The following is a 19,915-nucleotide window of genomic DNA, read 5'->3' as shown; positions in this document are numbered from 1 at the left end:
ATGGTCGCCCTGTGAACTCCGGTCACAGAATCGGGGGTGCCATCGTGAAGCGTGCGTTGACCTGGGCGTAGACGTGTTGCCGTTGGGGTTCGAGGTCGAGGGGTGCGGCGGCGGTGTCCTCGGCGGCTGTGCCGGCGAGGGACATGGAGCGCATACGGCGTTGGGGGGTGCCGTAGGTTTCGGCGTTCTCGGCGCCGATGTCGGCGAGTTCGACGAGGGCGGCGAGGGTGGTGCCGAGGGCTTCGGCGTATTCGCGGGCGCGTTGGACGGCTTCGCGGACGGCTTGCCGGCGGGCCTGGCGGTGGACGGGTGAGTCGGGGCGCAGGGCCCACGAGGGGCCGTCGACGCGGGTGATGTCGAGGTCGGCGAGTCGGGTGGTGAGTTCGCCGAGTGCGGTGAAGTCGGAGAGTTCGGCGGTGATGTGGACGCGGCCGAGGTAGGCGCGGACGCGTTCGCCGCGGGCGTGCGGGTTGAGTTCGGGGGTGATGGAGAAGCCGCCGGTTTCGAGGCGTTCGACTGCTTCGCCGTAGCTTTTGACCAGGTCGAGGACGGCGGCGTTGCGGCGGGTGAGGTCGTCGAGGGCGGTGCGGCGGTCGCGGCCGCGGGCGGCGACGGTGATGCCGATGCGGGCGATCTCGGGGTCGACTTCGAGGCGGGCTTCGCCGCGGACGGCGATGCGGGGGGCGTCGGGGGTGCCGTAGGGGACGGGGGGTTGCTGGTCGTCCGTGCTGGGCGTGGTCATACGTCCCACTCTGTCAGCCGTGCCGCCTGCTGGTCATCAGATCGAAACCTGCGGGACCTGTCGCATCCAGTAAGAAGCAAGTAAGAATCTACGCGCGTTGTTGACCGTTTCCCGAGGAGATCGAGACATGCCCTTGAATCGCCGGAAGTTCCTGAAGAAGTCCGCCGTGACGGGTGCCGGGGTCGCGTTGGCCGGTGCGGCGGCGGCTCCGGCGGCGCAGGCCGCGGAGAAGAGGCCGGGCAGGCCCGCCAAGCGGTACTCGCTGACCGTGATGGGCACGACGGATCTGCACGGGCATGTCTTCAACTGGGACTACTTCAAGGACGCGGAGTACGCGGACGCCAAGGGCAACGCGATGGGTCTGGCGCGGGTGTCGACGCTGGTGAACCAGATCCGGCAGGAGAAGGGTCGGCGGAACACGCTGCTGCTGGACGCGGGTGACACGATCCAGGGCACTCCGCTGACGTACTACTTCGCGAAGGTGGATCCGATCACCGCGAAGGGTGGTCCGGTGCATCCGATGGCGCAGGCGATGAACGCGATCGGGTACGACGCGGCGGCGCTGGGCAACCACGAGTTCAACTACGGCATCGAGACGCTGCGGAAGTTCGAGGACCAGTGCCGTTTTCCGCTGCTGGGCGCGAACGCGCTGGACGCGAAGACGCTGAAGCCCGCTTTCCCGCCGTACTTCATCAAGAAGTTCCACGTGCCGGGCGCTCCGCCGGTGAAGGTGGCGGTCCTCGGGCTCACCAACCCGGGTATCGCGATCTGGGACAAGGCGTATGTGCAGGGGAAGTTGACGTTCCCGGGGCTTGAGGAGCAGGCGGCGAAGTGGGTGCCGAAGCTGCGGTCGATGGGGGCGGACGTCGTCGTGGTGTCGGCGCATTCGGGGTCGTCGGGGACGTCGTCGTACGGTGACCAGCTGCCGTACGTGGAGAACTCGGCGGCGCTGGTAGCGCAGCAGGTGCCCGGGATCGACGCGATTCTCGTCGGGCACGCGCATGTGGAGATCCCGGAGTTGAAGGTGACGAACACGGTGACGGGGAGGACGGTGGTGCTGTCCGAACCGCTGTGCTTCGCCGAGCGGTTGAGCGTGTTCGACTTCGAGTTGGTCTTCGAGAAGGGGCGTTGGGTCGTCGAGTCGGTGGCGGCTTCGCTGCGGGACGCGAAGACGGTCGCGGACGATCCGAAGATCACGCGGTTGCTGAGGGACGAGCACGCGCTGGTCGTGGAGTACGTCAACCAGGTGGTCGGTACGGCGACGGCGACGCTGACGACCGTCGAGGCTCGGTACAAGGACGCGCCGATCATCGACCTCATCACCAAGGTCCAGGAGGACGTGGTGAAGGCGGCGTTGGCGGGGACGGCGTATGCGTCGCTGCCGGTGGTCGCGCAGGCGTCGCCGTTCTCGCGGACGTCGGAGATTCCTGCGGGCGAGGTGACGATCCGGGATCTGTCGGGTCTGTACGTGTACGACAACACGCTGGTGGCGAAGCTGCTGACGGGTGCTCAGGTGCGGGCGTACCTGGAGTACTCGGCGGCGTACTTCGTGCAGACGGCGGCGGATGCCGTTGTGGACACGGAGAAGTTGACGAATGCGGGCGGCCGTCCGGACTACAACTACGACTACGTGTCGGGGTTCTCGTACGACATCGACATCGCGCAGGCCGCGGGTTCGCGGATCAGGAACCTGACGTACAACGGTGCGGCGCTGGACGACGCGCAGCAGTTCGTGCTGGCGGTGAACAACTACCGGGCGAACGGTGGCGGTGCGTTCCCGCATGTGGCGTCGGCGACCGAGGTGTGGTCGGAGTCGACGGAGATCCGGACGCGGATCGCGGAGTGGGTGACCGCGAAGGGTGTGCTGGATCCGGCGGAGTTCGCCTCGGTGGACTGGAAGTTGACCCGGGACGGGACGCCGGTGTTCTAGAGCGTGAGCAGGGTGGTGTCGATGGCGTCGGCGATGGCTTTCGCGCCGGCGTCGTTGACGTGGAGGCCGTCGCCGGCGTTGAACTCGGCGCGGATCCAGGTGGGTTGGCCGGGGTCGGCGACGGCGATGCGGGTGTCGGCGGGCGCCAGGACGTCGACGCCGGCGATGAGGTGACTGGTCGTCAGCTCTTCGGGGTCGTGGAGGACTTCGGCGGAGAGCTGGTTGCCGGGGACGGTGTGTCCGGTGTCGTGGGCGACGGCGGCGTAGGTGGTCGGTCCGGTGTCGCCCGGCAGATGGAGGCTGAGGACGAGTTCCTCGCCCGCGTGGGCGGGCCGTTCGACGGGGTCGCTGAGGAGTTCTTCGCCGGCGGGGATCGTGGCGGTCGGGGCTCCGGAGAAGGTCAGCGGGGTGTCGGTGGCGGGGGCGATGCCGCTGCCCCGGGTGCGGGTGGCGAGGTGGGCGCCGCCGATGTCCAGGGGTTCCTTGCCGTAGCGGTTGGTGAGCCTGATGCGGAGTGCGTCACCGTCTCCGGCCAGGCGCAGGGACTGCCGTACGGTCTGGTCGGTGAGGCCGCGGGGTTCGAAGAGGTGGAAGTCCTCGTGGGGGCTGAGGACGGCGGAGCGGTGGGCTGCGATCCACGTCGTTGTCATGGCGGGCCCGACGCCGCCGCCGTCGGGCGTCTTCCTGTCCTTGCGCGTTTTTTGCTCTCCGTTTTCTACCTTCCCTCGACGAGGGGGGTGAGGGTCCGGGCCTGCCGGGCCGGGGGGATCTGCGGCTGGGGGTCGAGGCCGAAGGTCGTGAACGCGGTTCGGTCCGGCAGGGGGTAAGGCTCTTTGCCGGTCAGGGAGTTGAGGATGGTGGCGCTGCGCCAGGCGGCGAGGCCGAGGTCGGGGGCGCCGACTCCGTGGGTGTGGAGTTCGGCGTTCTGGACGTAGACGTGGCAGCCGGCGCCGGTGACGGAGGGGTCGAGGACGAGTCTGAACTGCTCGTCGACGCGCGGGCGTTCGGCGCTGTCGCGGCGCAGGTAGGGGTCGAGTCCGGCGAGGATGCGGCCGAGGGGGCGTTCGCGGTAGCCGGTGGCGAGGACGACGGCGTCGGTGGTGAGGCGGGATCGGGTGTTCTGCTGGACGTGTTCCAGGTGGAGTTCGACCTTGGTGGTCGCGATCCGGCCCGCCGTGCGGACGCGGACGCCGGGGGTGAGGACGGCGTCGGGCCAGCCGCCGTGCAGGGTACGGCGGTAGAGCTCGTCGTGGATGGCGGCGATGGTGTCGGCGTCGATGCCCTTGTGGAGTTGCCACTGTGCGGTGACGAGGCGGTCGCGGACGGGTTCGGCGAGGGCGTGGAAGTAGCGGGTGTAGTCGGGGGTGAAGTGTTCCAGGCCGAGCTTGGAGTACTCCATGGGGGCGAAGGCCTCGCTGCGGCCGATCCAGTGGAGTTTCTCGTGGCCTGCGGGCCGGTTGCGGAGCAGGTCGAGGAAGACTTCGGCGCCGGTCTGTCCCGAGCCGATGACGGTGATGTGTTCGGCGGCGAGGAGGGTCTCGCGGTGGGCGAGGTAGTCGGCGGCGTGGATCACGGGGACGCCGGGGGCTTCGACGAGGGGTTTGAGCGGGTCGGGGACGTAGGGGGCGGTGCCGATGCCGAGGACGATGTTCTTGGTGTAGGTACGGCCCAGCGCCTCGGCCTCCCCGTCGCTGTCGAGCTGGGTGAAGTCGACCTCGAAGACGTCGCGTTCGGGGTTGAAGCGGACGGCGTCGACCTGGTGGCCGAAGTGGAGTCCGGGGAGGCTGGCGGCGACCCAGCGGCAGTAGGCGTCGTATTCGGCGCGCTGGATGCGGAAGCGCTCGGCGAAGTAGAAGGGGAAGAGCCGGTCGCGGGCCTTGAGGTAGTTGAGGAAGGACCAGGGGCTGGCGGGGTCGGCGAGGGTCACCAGGTCGGCGAGGAAGGGGACTTGGACGGTGGTGCCGTCGATGAGCAGGCCGGGGTGCCAGTCGAAGCCGGGGCGCTGTTCGTAGAAGGTGGTGTCGAGTTCGGTGAGGGGGTGGGCGAGGGCGGCGAGGGAGAGGTTGAAGGGGCCGATGCCGATGCCGACCAGGTCGCGGGGTGGATCGGGTTCGTGGCGTGGGGGGTTGGGGGTCTGGGGGTGACCCGTCGGGGGGTGGTTCATCGGGGGGTGTGTCCTTCCACGAGTTTCAGGAGGGCGGCCAGGTCGTCGGGCCGGGTGTGGGGGTTGAGGAGGGTGGCCTTGAGCCAGAGCCGGCCGTCGAGGGCGGCGCGGCCGAGGACGGCGCGTCCGTCGTGGAGGAGTTGTCGGCGTACGGCGGCCACGGCTTCGTCGGTGGCTTCGGCGGGCCGGAACAGGACGGTGCTGATGACGGGCGGGTCGTAGAGCTCGAAGCCGGGGTGGTTGTGGATCATGGCGGCGAACTCCCGTGCGCGGGCGCAGACTTGGTCGACGAGGGTGCCGAGTCCGGTGCGGCCGAGGGTTTTCAGGGTGACGGCGAGTTTGAGGACGTCGGGGCGTCGGGTGGTGCGCATGGAGCGGCCGAGGAGGTCGGGGAGGCCTGCTTCGGTGTCGTCGTCGGCGTTGAGGTAGTCGGCGCGCTGGGTGAGGGCGGCGAGGTCGCGGGGGTGGCGTACGGCGAGGAGGCCGGCGGCGACGGGCTGCCAGCCGAGTTTGTGCAGGTCGAGGGTGACGGTGTGGGCGCGGTCGAGGCCGGCGAGTTTGTCGCGGTGGCGGTCGCTGAAGACGAGGCCTCCGCCGTAGGCGGCGTCGATGTGGAGGCGGGCGCCGTGGGCGGCGCAGAGGCCGGCGATCTCGGGGAGCGGGTCGATGAGTCCGGCGTCGGTGGTGCCGGCGGTGGCGGCGACGAGGACGGAGCCGCGGGGGCCGGGCAGTGCGGTGAGGGCTTCGTCGAGGGCGGCGGGGTCGAGGGTGCCGGCGGGGGCGGGGACGACGACGGGGTCGGGCAGGCCGAGGAGCCAGGCGGCGCGGGGCAGGGAGTGGTGGGCGTTGCTTCCGCAGACCAGTTGCACGGTGCCGCTGTGGGCTTCGCGGGCGAGGAGCAGGGCGAGTTGGTTGGCTTCGGTGCCGCCGGTGGTGACGAGGGCGTCGGCGAGGCCGATCTCGTGGGCGAGGGTGCGGGTGACGAGGGCTTCGAGGGCGGAGGCGGCGGGGGCCTGGTCCCAGGAGTCGAGGGAGGGGTTGAGCGCGCTGACGGCGAGGTCGGCGGCGGCGCTGACGGCGAGCGGCGGGCAGTGCAGGTGGGCCGCGCAGAGCGGGTCGGCGGGGTCGGCGGCGCCTTCGGCGAGGGCGTGCACGAGGGTGCGCAGGGCGGTCGGGTCGCCTTCGTCCGGGAGTACGTCCCCTGCGGCGTCCCGTATGCGGGCGGCGACCGCGTCGGGGCCGCCGGCGGGGAAGGGTCCGCCGCGTGCGCGGCGTCCGGTGCCGAGGGCGTCGAGGACGGTGTCGAGCAACGGCCGTAGGGCGTCCGGGCCTTGGGCGCCTGAGGCGAGGGGCGCGTTGCTCATGGGCTGTCCTCCGGGGCGCGGGGCAGGGGGAGTTCCAGCTTGTACCCGGATGGGTCGGCGCGCCCGGGAAGAACAACGATCAGAACCCGAAAGTGTTGTGTGAGCGGGGTGGGAGGGTCAGCGGAAGTCGTCCGCGTGGTCCTTCGCCCAGGTGGTGAACGGGCGGGCCGGTACGCCGGTGATCTCCTCCACCGTGGTGGTGATCTCCGGGGTCGTGCCGACGCTGCCGCCGAAGGCCTTGAGGAGGCCGGGGAGCATCTCCGGGGGTACGTGGGGGAAGAGTTCGGGGCCGACCTCGTCCACGGGGATCTCGGTGAAGCGCAGGTCGCGGCCGATGGCGTGGCCGATCGCGGTGATCTGCTGGGCCGTGGTGACCGGTTCGGGGCCGGTGAGGCGGTGGGCGGCGCCTTCGTGGCCGGGGTCGAGGAGGGTGCGTTCGGCGACGGCGGCGATGTCGTCCTCGTGGATCGGTGCCGAGACGCCGTCGGCGAAGGGGCCGCGTACGGTGTCGCCCGCGCGGATCTGCGGGGCCCACTGGAGGGCGTTGGCCGCGAAGGCGTTGGGCCGCAGGACGGTCGCCGCGAGGCCGCTGTCGCGTACCTGTTGTTCGGCCTTGGCGTGCCAGATGTGGATGGGGTGGCTGGTGTCGGCGCCCTCGCGGATGATTCCGGAGGAGAGCATGACGACGTGCCGGACGCCGGCCGCGCGGGCGGCGTCGAGGAGTTCCTGGGTCGTGTCGCCGGTGGCCTGGAAGTTCAGGAAGAGCTGGGTGGCGCCGGTGAACAGGGCGGCGGGGTCGTCGAGTTGGTGGCGGACGACCTCTGCCTGCCGCGGTAATCCGGCTCGCTGGGGGTCGCGCGTCAGCGCCCGCACGGGCCGGCCCGCGGCGGTGAGGCGTTCGACCAGGGCGCGGCCGACGTTGCCGGTGGCGCCTGTCACTACGATCACGGGTTCCTCCTGGGGCTGATCGTCCTTGTCGGCAGCGAGCCTAGGAAGGACGATCAGCCCGCCGCATCGTCGGCAGGGACGAGGCGTGCCCGTGGGGGCGTAGGGCGCGGGTCCTACGCCTCGCGGACGCGCAACGCCCTTGCCAGGTCGTCGAGTTGGTCGGCGAGCTTGCGGCGCAGGGACGGGGTGAGGTCGGCGTCGCGCAGGCATTCCTGGCCGAGGCGGAGGGCTTCGGGGTCGACGGCGTGGGCGGGGAAGGCCCAGCGGCCTGCTGCGTCGGCCATGGCGGGGCCGCGGCGGGCGGCGAGGGTGACCGCGTCCTCGTAGAAGCGCGGCACGTACTCCCGTACGAGATCGGCCTGTTCGGGTTGCCAGAAGCCCTGGGCGGTGGCGGTGAAGAGGTAGTTGGAGAGGTCGTCGGTGCTGAACATCGCGTCCCAGGCCGTGCGTTTGGCCTCGGGGTCGGGCAGGGCGGCGCGGCAGCGGGCGGCGCCTTCCTGGCCGGTGGCGGACGGGTCGAGTGCCAACTCGGCCGCGATCGCGGTCTCTTCGGCGGCGCCGAGGACGGCGAGACGGGCCAGGACGCGCCAGCGCAGCTCGGGGTCCAGCTCGGGACCGCCGGGGACGGTGCCTTCGGCGAGCCAGGCGGCGATGGTGTCGGGGTGGGCGGCGACGTCGATGAAGTGGCGTACGGCGATGAGGCGCAGGCCGGGGTGGGAGCCGTCCTCGGTGCGGCGGATGAGGTCGCGGCACAGGTCCGTGAGGGTGGCGAGGGCGACCGGGCGGGCCTCGGGGGTGAGGTAGCGGTCGGTGACCTGGGCGGAGGCGAAGGCGAGGACGCCCTGGACGAGGGCGAGGTCCGTCTCGTGCGGGAGGTGGGCGCGGGCGGCGTCCAGGTAGGCGGAGGCGGGGAGTTCGCCGTCGCGGACCGTGTCGCGCAGGGCGTTCCAGACGACCGCGCGGGTGAGGGGTTCGGGGAGGCCGGAGAGGCTGGTGCGGACCGTTTCGAGGGACTCGGCGTCGAAGCGGATCTTGGCGTAGGTGAAGTCGCCGTCATTGAGGAGGACGAGGGCGGGGCGGGGGGCGCCGGCGCTGATGCCGATGTCGCCGGTGGCGGGGACGTCCGCCTCCAGTCGGTCGCGGGGGATCAGGCGGCCCGCGTCATGGAGGTCGTGGTCGTAGAGGCCGATGGTGATGCGGTGCGGGCGGCTGGCGCCGGCCGGTACGAGGGTGCTGAGGTGCGTGAGGCCGTCGTGGTCCAGGGAGGGGTCGGGCTTGGACAGGACTCCGGGGCTGCCCTCGTGCCGGATGTCGAGGTGCCAGTTTCCGTTCTCGGTCCGGACCTCGGGCGTGAGCGTGTCCACCCCCGTCGTGCGCAGCCATGCGTCCGCCCAGGCGTGGACGTCTCGTTCGGTGCCGGAGGCGAGGGAGTCGAGGAAGTCGGCGAGGGTGGCGTTGGCGAACTTGTGGCGGGCGAAGTGGGTGTTGATGCCGGCGAGGAAGTCCTTCTCGCCGAGCCAGGCCACCAACTGCCGTAGTGCGGAGGCGCCCTTGGCGTAGGAGATGCCGTCGAAGTTGAGGAGGGCGGAGGCGGTGTCGTCGACGTTCTCGGGGGCCACGGGGTGGGTGGAGGGGCGCTGGTCGGCGTCGTAGCCCCAGGCCTTGCGGACGACGCCGAAGTCGGTCCAGGTGTCGGTGAAGCGGGTGGCTTCGGTGAGGGTCTGGTAGCCCATGTACTCGGCGAAGGACTCGTTGAGCCAGATGTCGTCCCACCACTGGAGGGTGACGAGGTCGCCGAACCACATGTGGGCCATCTCGTGGGCGATGACCATGCCGCGGGTCTGGCGCTCGGTGTCGGTGACGGCGGAGCGGTAGACGAACTCGTCGCGGAAGGTGACGAGTCCGGGGTTCTCCATGGCGCCGGCGTTGAACTCGGGGACGAAGGCCTGGTCGTAGGAGTCGAAGGGGTAGGGCTCCTCGAACTTCTCGTGGTAGCGGTCGTAGCACTGGCGGGTGATGTCGAGGATCTCCTCGGCGTCCGCGTCGAGGTGGGGGGCCAGGGAGCGGCGGCAGTGGATGCCGAAGGGCAGGCCGCGGTGTTCGGTGCGGATCGAGTGCCAGGGGCCCGCGGCCACGGCGACGAGGTAGGTGGAGATGAGGGGGGTGGGGGCGGCCTGCCAGCGGCCTTCGCCGAGGTGTTCGGTGATGCCGTTGGCGAGGACGGTCCAGCCTTCGGGGGCGGTCACGGTGAGGTCGAAGACGGCCTTGAGGTCGGGCTGGTCGAAGGCGGCGAAGACGCGCTGGACGTCCTCCATGAAGAGCTGGGTGTAGAGGTAGGTCTCGCCGTCGGTGGGGTCGGTGAAGCGGTGCATGCCCTCGCCGGTGCGGGAGTAGCGCATGCTCGCGTCGACGCGCAGTTCGTGCTCGCCGGCGGTGAGGGCGGGCAGCGGGAGCCGGTTCTCGACGAGTTGCTCCGGGTCCAGGGGGTGTCCGTCGAGGGTGACGGAGCGCAGCTCGGCGGGCTTGAGTTCGACGAAGGTGTCCGCGTCGGCACGAGCGGTGAACCGGATGACGGTGCGGGAGTCGAAGGTGTCTTCGCCCGTCGTCAGATCGAGTTCGATCGTGTAGCGGTGGACGTCGAGGAGCCTGGCACGGGTCTGCGCTTCGTCGCGCGTCAGTACGGACATGGTGGACATGCTGCCTGATGGCACCGACATGGCACAGAGTCGGTCCGGTACGCGGCCTATGTCCGGTCGGGGGCGGAGGTCGGGGTGGCGGTGGGAGGGGAGGTGGGGGCGGGGGTGGCGTCGGTGTTCTGGGGGTCTCGCTGGCAGGGCACGCGCGCGTCCGGGTGTGGCAGGGCGGGGCGGGTTTCCTGGGGCTCCTTGAGGAGGGCGCGCAGGTCGCGGAGCTCCTGTTCCAGGGCCCGGTGGCGCTGGTGGGCGTCGTAGAGGTAGCGGATCTTGGTACGCAGGGTCCAGGGGTCGACGGGTTTGGTGATGAGGTCGGCGACGCCGAGGCCGAAGGCGGTGGCGGTCAGTTCGGGGTCGAGGCCGAAGCCGGTGAGGAGGACGACGGGGATGTGCTGGGTCTGTTCGAGGCGGCGCAGGTAGCGGACCACGTCCAGGCCACTGACGCCGGGCATCCGCACGTCGAGGAGGAGCAGGCCGACCTGGCCGCGGAGCACCTGCTTGAGCGCCTCGTCGCCGCTGGTGGCGCGGGCAAGCCGGTAGCCCAGCGGGGCGAGGGCGCTCTCCAGCGCGTACAGCGTGTCCTCATGGTCGTCGACGATGAGGATCCTGGCATCCGACGGCATGACCCGAGGTCCCTCCCGCGTGGGACGACCAGCTTATGACGCAGGCGCTGACGGGGTGTGCCCGTCAGTTGACGAGGAGTGCACATGCAAGTGCACAGCGCAGCATCACCCCGAACACACCCCGGTGTCACGCCCCTTACGGGCCCCGTGCGGTCAGTTCGCCGTGGGTGAACCGCCGTTCACGGCGTCCTCGGCGATGCGCTCGTGGTGCCTGATCACCTCGGCGATGATGAAGTTGAGGAACTTCTCGGCGAACGCCGGGTCCAGCTTGGCGTTTTCGGCAAGGGTGCGCAGGCGCTCGATCTGGCGGGCCTCGCGGGCCGGGTCGGCGGGCGGCAGCCGGTGGTTGGCCTTGAGGAAGCCGACCTGCTGGGTGGCCTTGAAGCGTTCGGCGAGCATGTGGACGACGGCCGCGTCGATGTTGTCGATGCTGTCGCGCAGCCTGGTCAGTTCCTCGCGCACGGCGGGGTCGACGTCACCGGTTCCGTTGTTGCTGGTGGTCATGGGCGACCACCCTACGTGGAGTGCGCGCAGCCGATCATCCGAGCTCCGTGGAGTGCGCCCACCCGATGACCGGCGGATCGGCCGGATCGGGGACCTGGTCGCTCCAGCCGCCGGGGACGGTGCGGCCCTGCTGGGCGCGGAAGCGGACGGGGGGCATGCCGACGCGGCGGGTGAACAGGCGGGAGAAGTAGGCGGGGTCGTCGTAGCCGACGCGGCGGGCGACGGCGGCGACGGGGAGTTCGGTGGCGGCGAGGAGTTCCTTGGCGCGGCCCAGGCGGATGCCGAGGAGGTAGTCCTTGGGGCTGCAGCCGGCGCCTCGGCGGACTGCGGCGCGCAGGGCGGCGGGGGTCATGCCGTGCCGGGCCGCGTGGTCGGCGACGGTCAGCGGAAGGCAGGCGTCGCGGGCGAGGCCCTGGAGGACCGGGTCGCCGTCGGGGGCGAGGTCGGCGCGGGCGCGGCGCAGGGCGACGAGGAGTTCGTGGACGGCGGCGCCGGTCTCCACCTCCAGGAGGGGGTTTCCGCGCCGTGCGGCGCGGGCCATGCGCCCGATGACCGCGCGGGGTCCGCTCGCGTCCGAGAGGGCCACCACGGGCCGCTCCGGCTCGATGTAGCCGAGTTCGGTGTACGTCGCCGTCGCGGGTCCGGTGAAGTCGACGAAACCCTCGTCCCAGCCGGCGCCGGGGTCGGGCGCGTAGTGGTGCGGCACTCCGGGGGTGAGCCACAGCAGCGCGGGCGCGGTGACGGTGGTGCGGCGGCCGTCGGGGGTCAGGTACCAGCCGGCGCCCGCGCTGATCACCACGGCCACGTGGTGGTCGAGGGTGCGGGGGCCGACGGTGGGCAGCGCGCCGTACTGGAGGCCGACGCCGAGGCAGGCGAGGCCGAGGCGGTGGTGGGCGGGTGTGGGCGTGAAGAACCGCATCCAGGTGTGGTACATCCGCGGCCCCCTCACGCGTCACTCGGTCCAAGTAGTGGCGATCTTTGTCCATGGACGTGATCGCCGCCAAGGGGAGAGAGTCGGTGCATGAGCGAGTTCACCGTGGGCGACAGGGACTTTCTGTTGGACGGGCGGCCGGTGCGGCTGCTGTCCGGGGCGCTGCACTACTTCCGGGTGCACGAGGCGCAGTGGGGGCACCGGCTGGCGATGCTGCGGGCGATGGGCCTCAACTGCGTGGAGACGTACGTCCCGTGGAACCTGCACGAGCCGGCGCCGGGCGACTTCCGGGACGTGGCGGCGCTGGGCAGGTTCCTGGACGCGGCCCGGGAGGCGGGCCTGTGGGCGATCGTGCGCCCGGGGCCGTACATCTGCGCGGAGTGGGAGAACGGCGGCCTGCCGCACTGGCTGACCGGCGAGTTGGGGCCACGCGCGCGTACCCGCGACGCACGCTTTCTGAGCCACCTGGAGCGCTGGTTCCGCCGGCTGCTGACCGAGGTGGTGCCGCGCCAGATCGACCGGGGCGGACCGGTGGTCATGGTGCAGGTCGAGAACGAGTACGGCAGTTACGGCTCCGACGCGGTCTATCTGCGGCGCCTGGAGGGGATGTTGCGCGACCTGGGGGTGGCGGTTCCGCTGTGCACCTCGGACGGTCCCGAGGACCACATGCTGGACGGCGGCTCGCTCCCCGGTGTCCTGGCGACGGTGAATTTCGGGTCCCACGCGCGCGAGGCCTTCGAGACGCTGCGCGCCTTCCGCTCCGAGGGACCGCTGATGTGCATGGAGTTCTGGTGCGGCTGGTTCGACCACTGGGGCGGCGAACACGTCGTCCGCGCGGCCGAGGACGCGGCGTCCGCCCTGCGGGAGATCCTGGAGTGCGGCGCGTCGGTCAACGTCTACATGGCGCACGGCGGCACCAACTTCGCCGGCTGGGCGGGCGCCAACCGGGGCGGCGGCGCCCTGCACGACGGCCCGCTGGAGCCCGACGTGACGTCGTACGACTACGACGCCCCGATCGACGAGTACGGGCGCCCCACGGAGAAGTTCTGGCGCCTGCGCGAGGTGTTCGCCGAGTACGCCGACGCCCCGCTGCCCGGACTCCCGCCCGCACCGCCCGTGTTGGGCGACCCGGCCGAGGCGAGCCTGACCGGTTGGGCGCCCTTGAGCGACGTCCTGGAGGCACGCGGCGGACCGGAGTCCGAAGGTCCGGTCCCGCCCACCTTCGAGGAGCTGGACGTCGACCGCGGTCTCGTCCGCTACGCGGTGACCGTGCCGGGACCGCGCGCCGCGTATCCGCTCACCGCGCGGGGGCTGCGGGACCTGGCCGTGGTCTACGTCGACGGGGAGCGGGCCGGGATCCTCACGGAGGGCGACGAGCAGCTCAAGGAGCCCGTCGCCGGGCACGCGCGCGTGGAGCTGTGGGTGGAGTCCCTGGGGAGGGCCAATTACGGGCCCCGGCTCGGGGAGCCGAAGGGCATCACCGGGGGCCTGCTGCACGAGCGGCAGTATCTGCACGACGTCCGCGCGCGTGGGCTGCGGCTGGACGCGCTGGACGACGTCGAGGGCATCGCGCTGGGGGCGCTGCCCCCGGGTGACTCCCCCGGCCTGTACCGGGGCACCGTCGAGGTGCGGGGCGCCGGGGACGCCGTACTCGAACTGCCGGGCTGGACGCGGGGGTTCGTGTGGGTGAACGGGTTCAACCTGGGGCGGTACTGGTCGGCCGGGCCGCAGCGGGAGCTGTACGTGCCCGGGCCAGTTCTGCGGGAAGGGGTGAACGACGTGTGGGTCCTTGAGCTCCAGGAGGCGCCGTTCGCCGGGAAGTCCGTCTCCCTGCGTGCTCAGCGGGAGACGGGGGCGGACCCGATCTCGACCACGCGGGCCCAGTCGGGCGGGGTGTCCGGCACGTAGTCGGGGTCGTCCTCGGCGTACGTCCCGGTCTCGTACCGGCGCGGGAACAGGCCCACCACCGTCCGGCACGGTGGCTGCCGCTCCGGCCAGGGGGTCTGGCCGTCGGTGAGGACCACGACGGCGTCGGGCCCGGTGCGCAGCGCCTTGGTGAAGCCGGTGCGCAGATCCGTCCCGCCGCCGCCCAGCAGCTCGATGCCCTCGGCGCGGCACAGTGGTTGCGCGACCCGGGCCGCCGCGTCGCAGGACACCACGGTGACCAGGTCGCGGCGGCCGCCGACCGCCCTGGAGATCGCGGCGACTTCGAGGAGCGCGCTGCCCAGTTCGGCGTCGCTGACCGACCCGGAGGTGTCGATGACCACGCAGACCCGGGGCGGTCTGCGGCGCAGGCTCGGCAGCACCACGCCGGGCAGTCCGGCCGAGCGGCGCGAGGGCCTGCCGTAGCTGTAGTCCTCGCCCGCGCCGGGGGCGGAGACCGCCGAGCGGACCGCCGCGCCCAGCAACTCCCGCCAGGGCTGCGGCGGATGGAAGGCTTCCTCGGCCCACCGCCGCCAGCCGCTCGGGGTGCTGCCCGGGTGGCCGGTGATGCCCTGGGCCACCCGGAAGCGGACCGCGTCGCGCTGCTGCTCGCTGAGCCCGTGGGCGCCGTCCGGGCCCAGCTCCCAGCCCCGGTCGAGCCCGTCGGCGCCGCTGCCGCAGTCCAGCCAGGCCAACGCCTGGGTGCGCGGCCCCAGTTGGAACCAGCGCAGGTAGTCCTCCATCAGGTTCCCGGCGGGCAGTCCCAGTGTCTTCGGCTTGATCGCGCCTGCGGGGGTGACCAGGCCCTCGCCGTACGCGTCGTCGTTGATCTCCATGTCGGCGGCGATGTTCATCCGCAGCCGCTCCCCCGGGCCGGTCAGTCCGCGTTCGCGGGCGAGGCGGTCGCCGCGTCCGTGGTGGTCGCGCAGCAGGTGGGAGACCTCGTGGACCCAGACTCCGGCCAGGTCCTCGACCGGCGTCCGGTCCACGAACCCCGGCGAGACGTAGCAGCGCCAGTGCCGGTCGACGGCCATCGTCGGCACCTGCCGGGACGCGACGGTGTGCAGGGCGAACAGGGCTGTGGCCAGGTAGGGGCGGACGCGGGCCGCGTAGAGGCGGGCGGCGAAGAGCTTGTCGAGGTCGAGGTCCACGTCGAGTTCCGTGGCCGGGTCCGGGTTCATCGGCCGCCCTTCACGGTCGCGGCGGCGCGGTCCGCCCGTTGCGACAGGGCGACCACTCCGGCCAGTTGCTCGATGGACGCGGGTACGTCCCAGTCCTCCCGGCGCAGCGAGGCGAGGGTGGTCGCGGGGACGACGACGAGGTCCGGGGCACCGGTCTCCAGCGCCCGGACCAGGAGCGCCCAGGCCGCGTCCCAGCGGGCCCGGTCGGGACGGTTGCGGACCGCGGCCACCACGCCGTCGAGGACGGCCTGGCGCAGATCCCCGCGCTCGGGCAGCTCGCCGGCGGCCGGATCGGCGAGGAACGTCTCGGGGTCGGGGAGGTCCATCCGGTCCACCGCGGCCAGCAGTTCCAGCCCGGGGCCGTCCCCGACCGTGCCTCGGACCAGCAGGGACAGCACTTCCCGGGAGGAGCCGGCCGCGGTGGCGAACGCGGTCAGGCACACGGCCATGTCCCAGCTCCGGGGCGAGGGCCAGGCACCGCCCCGCCGCGCCTCGCTGCTGGGCAGTTGGTGGACCAGCTTGGGGCGGCCGGTGAGCAGTCCGCACACCGCGCGGCGCGCGTAGTCCACGGCTCCGGGCAGCTTCTCCGGGTCGAGAAGCGGCAGGGTCGCCCGGGGCCAGGTGCCGCCGAGGCCGCGTACGACGACCTCGTGGTCGTGGGTCCACTGGAGGTGCACGAACCGGTTGGCCAGCGGCGGACTCAGCTCCCAGCCGTCGGCCGCCGAGGACCGCGGGTTGGCGGCGGCCACGATCCGCACCCCGGGCGGCAGTTGGAGCGCACCGATCCGCCGCTCCAGCACCAGCCGCAGCAGCGCGGCCTGCACGGCGGGCGGCGCGGTCGACAACTCGTCCAGGAACAGCAGCCCCCGGCCCGCCCGTACGAGCCGTACGGCCCAGTCCGGCGGGGCCATCGGGACGCCCTGCTCGGCGGGGTCGTCGCCCACGACGGGCAGCCCGGAGAAGTCGGACGGTTCGTGCACGCTGGCGATCACCGTCGTCAACGGCAGGTCCAGGGCCGCGGCGAGCTGGGTCAGGGCCGCCGTCTTGCCGATGCCCGGCTCGCCCCACAGCAGCACGGGGAGGTCGGCGGCGACGGCCAGGGTCAGGGCCTCCAGCTGGTTGTCGGGGCGCGGTTCGGTGGTGGTGTCGCGCAGGAGGGTCAACAGGTCGTCGGCGACGTCGAGTCGGGTGGGGTGGGCGGGGGTGTCGGTGGCGGCGTACAGCGTGCGTGTGGGCATATGGGGTCACCTTTGGGTTGTGGTGGGGCGTGCGTGGGTGAGGGATGGGGCGCGCACGAGGACTGGTGTGAAGTCCCGTGCGGTCAAGGGCCGTTGGTGCGGCGGGGCGACGTTCCGTACGGTCAAGGGCTGTTGGGCGGCGGGACGAAGTTCCGTGGAGCCGGCGGCCGTTGGTGCGGGGCGGGGCGAAGTTCCGTGCGTTCAGTGGCCGTTGGTGCGGCGGGGGCGTTCCTTCCGGGGCTGCGGAAGGCCCGGGAAGAAGTGGCCGGATCGGGGTCCGGGGCCGGTCAGGCCTGCCCTGAACAGCCCGTACGTGAGCCGTCGTTGCGCCGCGGCCCGGAGTTCGTCCCGCAGCGCGCCACCGCGCAGCACCGCGTCGGGACCGAGCAGTCCCTCTACGACGGCCAGCGCGCCGGCGGTATCGCCGTGGATGAGGCGTTCGCGGACGCCGGTGAGGCAGTCCGGGTGGCGGTGGGCGTCGTCGACGGCCTGGAGGCAGGGCAGCGGGGTGCCGGTCAGCGCGACCAGCAGTTCCTCGCGCCGGATCTCGTCCGGGTCGTGGTCCAGGGGGGCCAGTACACCGTCGACGAGGCCGATCCGGTGCAGGGCGCCCCGGCATGCGACCAGGTGCGGTTGCCCCGCCCGGTCCGGACTCGGTGCGGGACCGGTCGGCCGGGGACGATCCGGTACGAGTGCGGCGGCGACCAGCGGATGGAGCCGATCGGCCTCGATCGCGCCGGTGCGGAGGAGTTGCAGGTCGGGCGGGACCCAGGTCGCCGCGTCGGGCAGGACCGGGAGGGCGGCGGCGCTGCCGTCGGTCGGTGCCGGGGTGATCCGCAGGGTGTCCGTGACCGGATCCGGCGCCAGTACGAACCGGTGCCGGGAACCGAACCGTACGGTGACGGGACCGGACGGCCTCCCCTCCGCGTGCAGCAGGATCGCCGCCTCGTCCGCCCACCGGTCGACGGCGCAGTTCCACGCCTCGGGCACTGTGTCCGGCGGAGCCGGGATCGGTGGAGGTCCGTCGCCGGGCGGCCGGTCGGCCCCGGACCGGACCCGCAGTTCACCGCTGCGGTCCGCGTCCCACAGGTGCCGGTGCAGGTCGAGGCGGAACCGTCGGCTCGGCCGGGGATGCGGATGCCTGCGCGCTACGGCCTCGCGGTGCGTGCCGTCCCACAGCGCGAGGCCGATCCGCTGGCCGCCGTCCGCCCAGGCCGGAGGGGTCCGGACCACCAGGTGGAGCGGGTGCGCGGCATCGTGTCCGTAGCGGGCCAAGGTGAGGGTCAGCCCCGGGCGCAGCAGCCCGTCGGGCGCGATCCTCGGCAGATGCCAGCGGAGCAGGTCGGGGGCGAGTCGGCGGAGATCGGCGCGCACCCGGGCGGCCAGTTCCCGGCCGTGGGTACGCGCGACGGAACGCAGGTCGAGATCGATGTCGACACCGGCGGCGGCGCAGGCGCCCGCCCAGTCCCCGGCGGCGCGGCGGACCGCGGCGGTCTCGATCATGGAGGGCGGCACGGCGAACTCGCGCACGCGCGGCCAGAAGGAAATCCGGGAATTCCCGTTCGCGGGGTGAGAGGGCATCAGCACTCACCTTGCGCGGACGGGACCCCCATTCTGTGAACAGAGTGAGTCGTCATCGCGGGGAGCATAGCCTTCTCGGCCGCGATCCGGCAGGGAATTATTGGGGGCGTGCATCCGCGCCCCTCGGCATAGAGTGGATGCGGGTTCAGGGCGTCTCTGGGGGTTGTGGACGTGGCGGACGACGGACCGGTCGAGCACGGCTACCCGCATCTGGACACGGTGCGGGACTCCATCACCGCGCTCTACAAGCGCTTGTCGTACGACACCGTCCAGACGTTCGCGACCAGTGTGGCCCCCGTCGACGTGGCGTTCTGCGACACGGACGACCTGCATCTGGGGGCGCAGCGGGTGGCCCGGGAGATGGTCCGGCACTACCGGCTCCCGGATGCCCGGCTGATCGTCAGCTTCCGTGAGATGACGCATGCGGCGAACGTCGAACTCACGGCCGGGCCCGAGTACTTCGTGGAGCTGAACGACCGGTTCCGCACGCATCGCCGGGACATCGGCGCGGCTCTCGCGCACGAGGTCATGCATGTCTACCTGCACCGCCTGGACCTGTCCTTCCCCGGCACCCGGGAGAACGAGATCCTCACGGACACGGCGGCGACGTATCTCGGCGCGGGGTGGCTGCTCCTGGACGCGTACCGGGAGGACTCGGCGTCCTCGCAGAAGCTCGGCTACCTCACGCCGGAGGAGTTCGGGTACGTCCTCGCCAAGCGGGCGCTGGTCTTCGGCGAGGATCCCTCGGTGTGGTTCACGAGTCCGCAGGCCTACACGGCGTACGTCAAGGGCATGGAGCAGGCCCGGCGTGACGAGCAGCAGCCTCCGCTCACGGCGGCGGGGTGGGCGGGGCGGCGGCGCTACGCGCACGACCGGCGGGGTGGGCCCGGCGCCCAGAAGGGCGTGCCGTACGCCTTCAGCGGGGACGGGGACGGGAGCTTGCGGGTGTCGTTTCCCTGCCCCACGTGTCATCAGCGGATCAGGGTGCCGGTGCAGGGAAGGGTACGGGCGCGGTGTTCCTTGTGCCGGACCGTGCTGGAGTGCGACACGTAGGCCGGTGGGGCCGCACTGGGGGCTCCGCCCCCAGCCCCCCGGCCTTTGCCCTCCCCCCACCCGACTCGGTCCGCCGAGAAGTGGACCCACAAAGGCAGGCTCGGTGGGCTGACAAGTGCAGCTTCTTCCGCCTACGCCCCGTACACCGCCCCCGGAACCTCCGCGTCCGACAGCAGCTTCAGTACCGCCTCCCCCGCCTCCCCCGCACTCCACCGCGCCCCCTTGTCCGCGCTCGGGCCCGCTCGCCAGCCCTCCATCACGGTGATGCGTCCGCCCTCCGTCTCGAAGACCCGGCCCGTGACCCCCGCACTCGCAGCCGAGCCCAGCCAGACCACCAGGGGGGAGACGTTCTCCGGGGCCATCGTGTCGAAGCCGGAGTCGGGGGCCGTCATGGTCTCGGCGAAGGTGTGTTCCGTCATGCGGGTGCGCGCCGCGGGGGCGATCGCGTTGACCTGGACGCCGTAGCGGGACAGTTCGGCGGCCGCTACGAGCGTGAGGCCGATGATGCCGGCCTTGGCGGCGCTGTAGTTGCCCTGTCCCACCGAGCCCAACAGGCCTGCTCCGCTGCTGGTGTTGATGATCCGGGCGGTCGGGGTGCGGCCCGCCTTGGTCTCGGCCCGCCAGTGCGCGGCGGCGTGTTTCAGGGGCAGGAAGTGGCCCTTCAGGTGGACGCGGAGCACCGCGTCCCAGTCGTCCTCGCCGAGGTTGACGAGCATCCGGTCGCGCAGGTAACCCGCGTTGTTGACAAGGGTGTCGAGGCGGCCGTAGGTCTCCAGGGCGGTCGTGACCAGGGACGCGGCACCGGTGCCGGTGGCGATGTCGCCGCCGTGGGCCACCGCCTCGCCGCCCGCCGCGCGGATCTCCGCGACGACCTGCGCGGCGGGGCTGTCGGGGTCCGGGGTGCCGTCGAGGCCGACGCCGAGATCGTTGACGACGACCTTGGCGCCCTCGGCGGCGAACGCGAGGGCGTGGGCCCGGCCCAGCCCCCGGCCCGCGCCGGTGACGACGACGACCCGGCCGTCGCAGAGAGCACTCATCTC

General features: G+C 72.1%; 16 protein-coding genes. 3 read left to right on the top strand and 13 right to left on the bottom strand.

What is annotated here, in order from left to right:
- Positions 1-22 precede the first annotated feature (22 nt).
- Positions 23-742, bottom strand: a complete 720-nt coding sequence (locus ACWDEW_RS09100; RefSeq protein WP_450511031.1) for an SIMPL domain-containing protein — start codon at positions 740-742, stop codon at positions 23-25.
- Between the two features lie 127 nt (positions 743-869).
- On the opposite strand from ACWDEW_RS09100, the gene ACWDEW_RS09095 reads away from it, so the two are divergent.
- A complete protein-coding gene (locus ACWDEW_RS09095) occupies positions 870-2,672 on the top strand; it encodes a bifunctional metallophosphatase/5'-nucleotidase (RefSeq protein ID WP_450511029.1) in 1,803 nt (600 codons plus the stop codon).
- Here ACWDEW_RS09095 and ACWDEW_RS09090 read toward each other — a convergent pair.
- The 8 genes from ACWDEW_RS09090 to ACWDEW_RS09055 all read right to left on the bottom strand — a co-directional run bounded on the left by ACWDEW_RS09090 (position 2,669) and on the right by ACWDEW_RS09055 (position 11,902).
- Positions 2,669-3,322, bottom strand: a complete 654-nt coding sequence (locus ACWDEW_RS09090; RefSeq protein WP_450511027.1) for a hypothetical protein — start codon at positions 3,320-3,322, stop codon at positions 2,669-2,671. The genes ACWDEW_RS09095 and ACWDEW_RS09090 overlap by 4 nt on opposite strands.
- Positions 3,323-3,387: 65 nt before the next feature.
- Entirely contained in the window at positions 3,388-4,836 is a 1,449-nt protein-coding gene (locus tag ACWDEW_RS09085) for a lysine N(6)-hydroxylase/L-ornithine N(5)-oxygenase family protein (RefSeq protein ID WP_450511025.1), read from the bottom strand.
- Positions 4,833-6,200, bottom strand: a complete 1,368-nt coding sequence (locus tag ACWDEW_RS09080) for a pyridoxal phosphate-dependent decarboxylase family protein (RefSeq protein ID WP_450511023.1) — start codon at positions 6,198-6,200, stop codon at positions 4,833-4,835. Before ACWDEW_RS09080 ends, ACWDEW_RS09085 begins: the two co-directional genes overlap by 4 nt.
- Positions 6,201-6,317: 117 nt before the next feature.
- A complete protein-coding gene (locus ACWDEW_RS09075) occupies positions 6,318-7,148 on the bottom strand; it encodes an NmrA family NAD(P)-binding protein (RefSeq protein WP_450511021.1) in 831 nt (276 codons plus the stop codon).
- 113 nt (positions 7,149-7,261) lie between these two features.
- Positions 7,262-9,844 carry an aminopeptidase N gene (gene pepN, locus ACWDEW_RS09070; RefSeq protein WP_450511019.1) on the bottom strand — a complete coding sequence of 861 codons (2,583 nt, stop codon included), beginning with the start codon at positions 9,842-9,844 and terminating at the stop codon, positions 7,262-7,264.
- 47 nt (positions 9,845-9,891) lie between these two features.
- Complete coding sequence (locus ACWDEW_RS09065; RefSeq protein WP_450511017.1) at positions 9,892-10,464, bottom strand: response regulator; 573 nt, start codon at positions 10,462-10,464, stop codon at positions 9,892-9,894.
- 153 nt (positions 10,465-10,617) lie between these two features.
- Positions 10,618-10,968 (bottom strand): chorismate mutase, encoded by a 351-nt coding sequence (locus ACWDEW_RS09060; RefSeq protein ID WP_450511015.1) that lies wholly within the window; start codon positions 10,966-10,968, stop codon positions 10,618-10,620.
- A 34-nt stretch (positions 10,969-11,002) separates the two neighbouring features.
- A complete protein-coding gene (locus ACWDEW_RS09055) occupies positions 11,003-11,902 on the bottom strand; it encodes a helix-turn-helix domain-containing protein (RefSeq protein WP_450511013.1) in 900 nt (299 codons plus the stop codon).
- A gap of 87 nt (positions 11,903-11,989) precedes the next feature.
- Between ACWDEW_RS09055 and ACWDEW_RS09050 the strand changes: the two genes are divergently transcribed.
- Positions 11,990-13,807: a glycoside hydrolase family 35 protein gene (locus ACWDEW_RS09050; RefSeq protein ID WP_450511011.1), complete on the top strand. Its 1,818-nt coding sequence runs from the start codon at positions 11,990-11,992 to the stop codon at positions 13,805-13,807.
- Here the strand turns inward: ACWDEW_RS09050 and ACWDEW_RS09045 are convergent.
- From ACWDEW_RS09045 to ACWDEW_RS09035, 3 genes are all read right to left on the bottom strand, one after another.
- Positions 13,738-15,003, bottom strand: a complete 1,266-nt coding sequence (locus tag ACWDEW_RS09045; RefSeq protein ID WP_450511009.1) for a vWA domain-containing protein — start codon at positions 15,001-15,003, stop codon at positions 13,738-13,740. The two genes, ACWDEW_RS09050 and ACWDEW_RS09045, sit on opposite strands and share 70 nt — an antisense overlap.
- Complete coding sequence (locus tag ACWDEW_RS09040; RefSeq protein ID WP_450511007.1) at positions 15,000-16,241, bottom strand: AAA family ATPase; 1,242 nt, start codon at positions 16,239-16,241, stop codon at positions 15,000-15,002. Before ACWDEW_RS09040 ends, ACWDEW_RS09045 begins: the two co-directional genes overlap by 4 nt.
- 201 nt (positions 16,242-16,442) lie before the next feature.
- Positions 16,443-17,822: a hypothetical protein gene (locus ACWDEW_RS09035; RefSeq protein WP_450511005.1), complete on the bottom strand. Its 1,380-nt coding sequence runs from the start codon at positions 17,820-17,822 to the stop codon at positions 16,443-16,445.
- Positions 17,823-17,993: 171 nt separating this feature from the next.
- Here ACWDEW_RS09035 and ACWDEW_RS09030 point away from each other — a divergent pair, with 171 nt between their 5' ends.
- Positions 17,994-18,875: a hypothetical protein gene (locus tag ACWDEW_RS09030; protein WP_450511003.1), complete on the top strand. Its 882-nt coding sequence runs from the start codon at positions 17,994-17,996 to the stop codon at positions 18,873-18,875.
- A 131-nt stretch (positions 18,876-19,006) separates the two neighbouring features.
- Here the strand turns inward: ACWDEW_RS09030 and ACWDEW_RS09025 are convergent, their stop codons facing one another.
- On the bottom strand, positions 19,007-19,912 hold the full coding sequence (locus ACWDEW_RS09025; protein WP_450511001.1) for an SDR family oxidoreductase: 906 nt from the start codon (positions 19,910-19,912) through the stop codon (positions 19,007-19,009).
- Positions 19,913-19,915 lie beyond the last annotated feature (3 nt).

The sequence above is a fragment of the Streptomyces sp. NPDC001100 genome (assembly GCF_053598575.1).
Note: the sequence above shows the minus strand (reverse complement) of the source record. Positions and strands in the feature narration are given on the sequence as shown.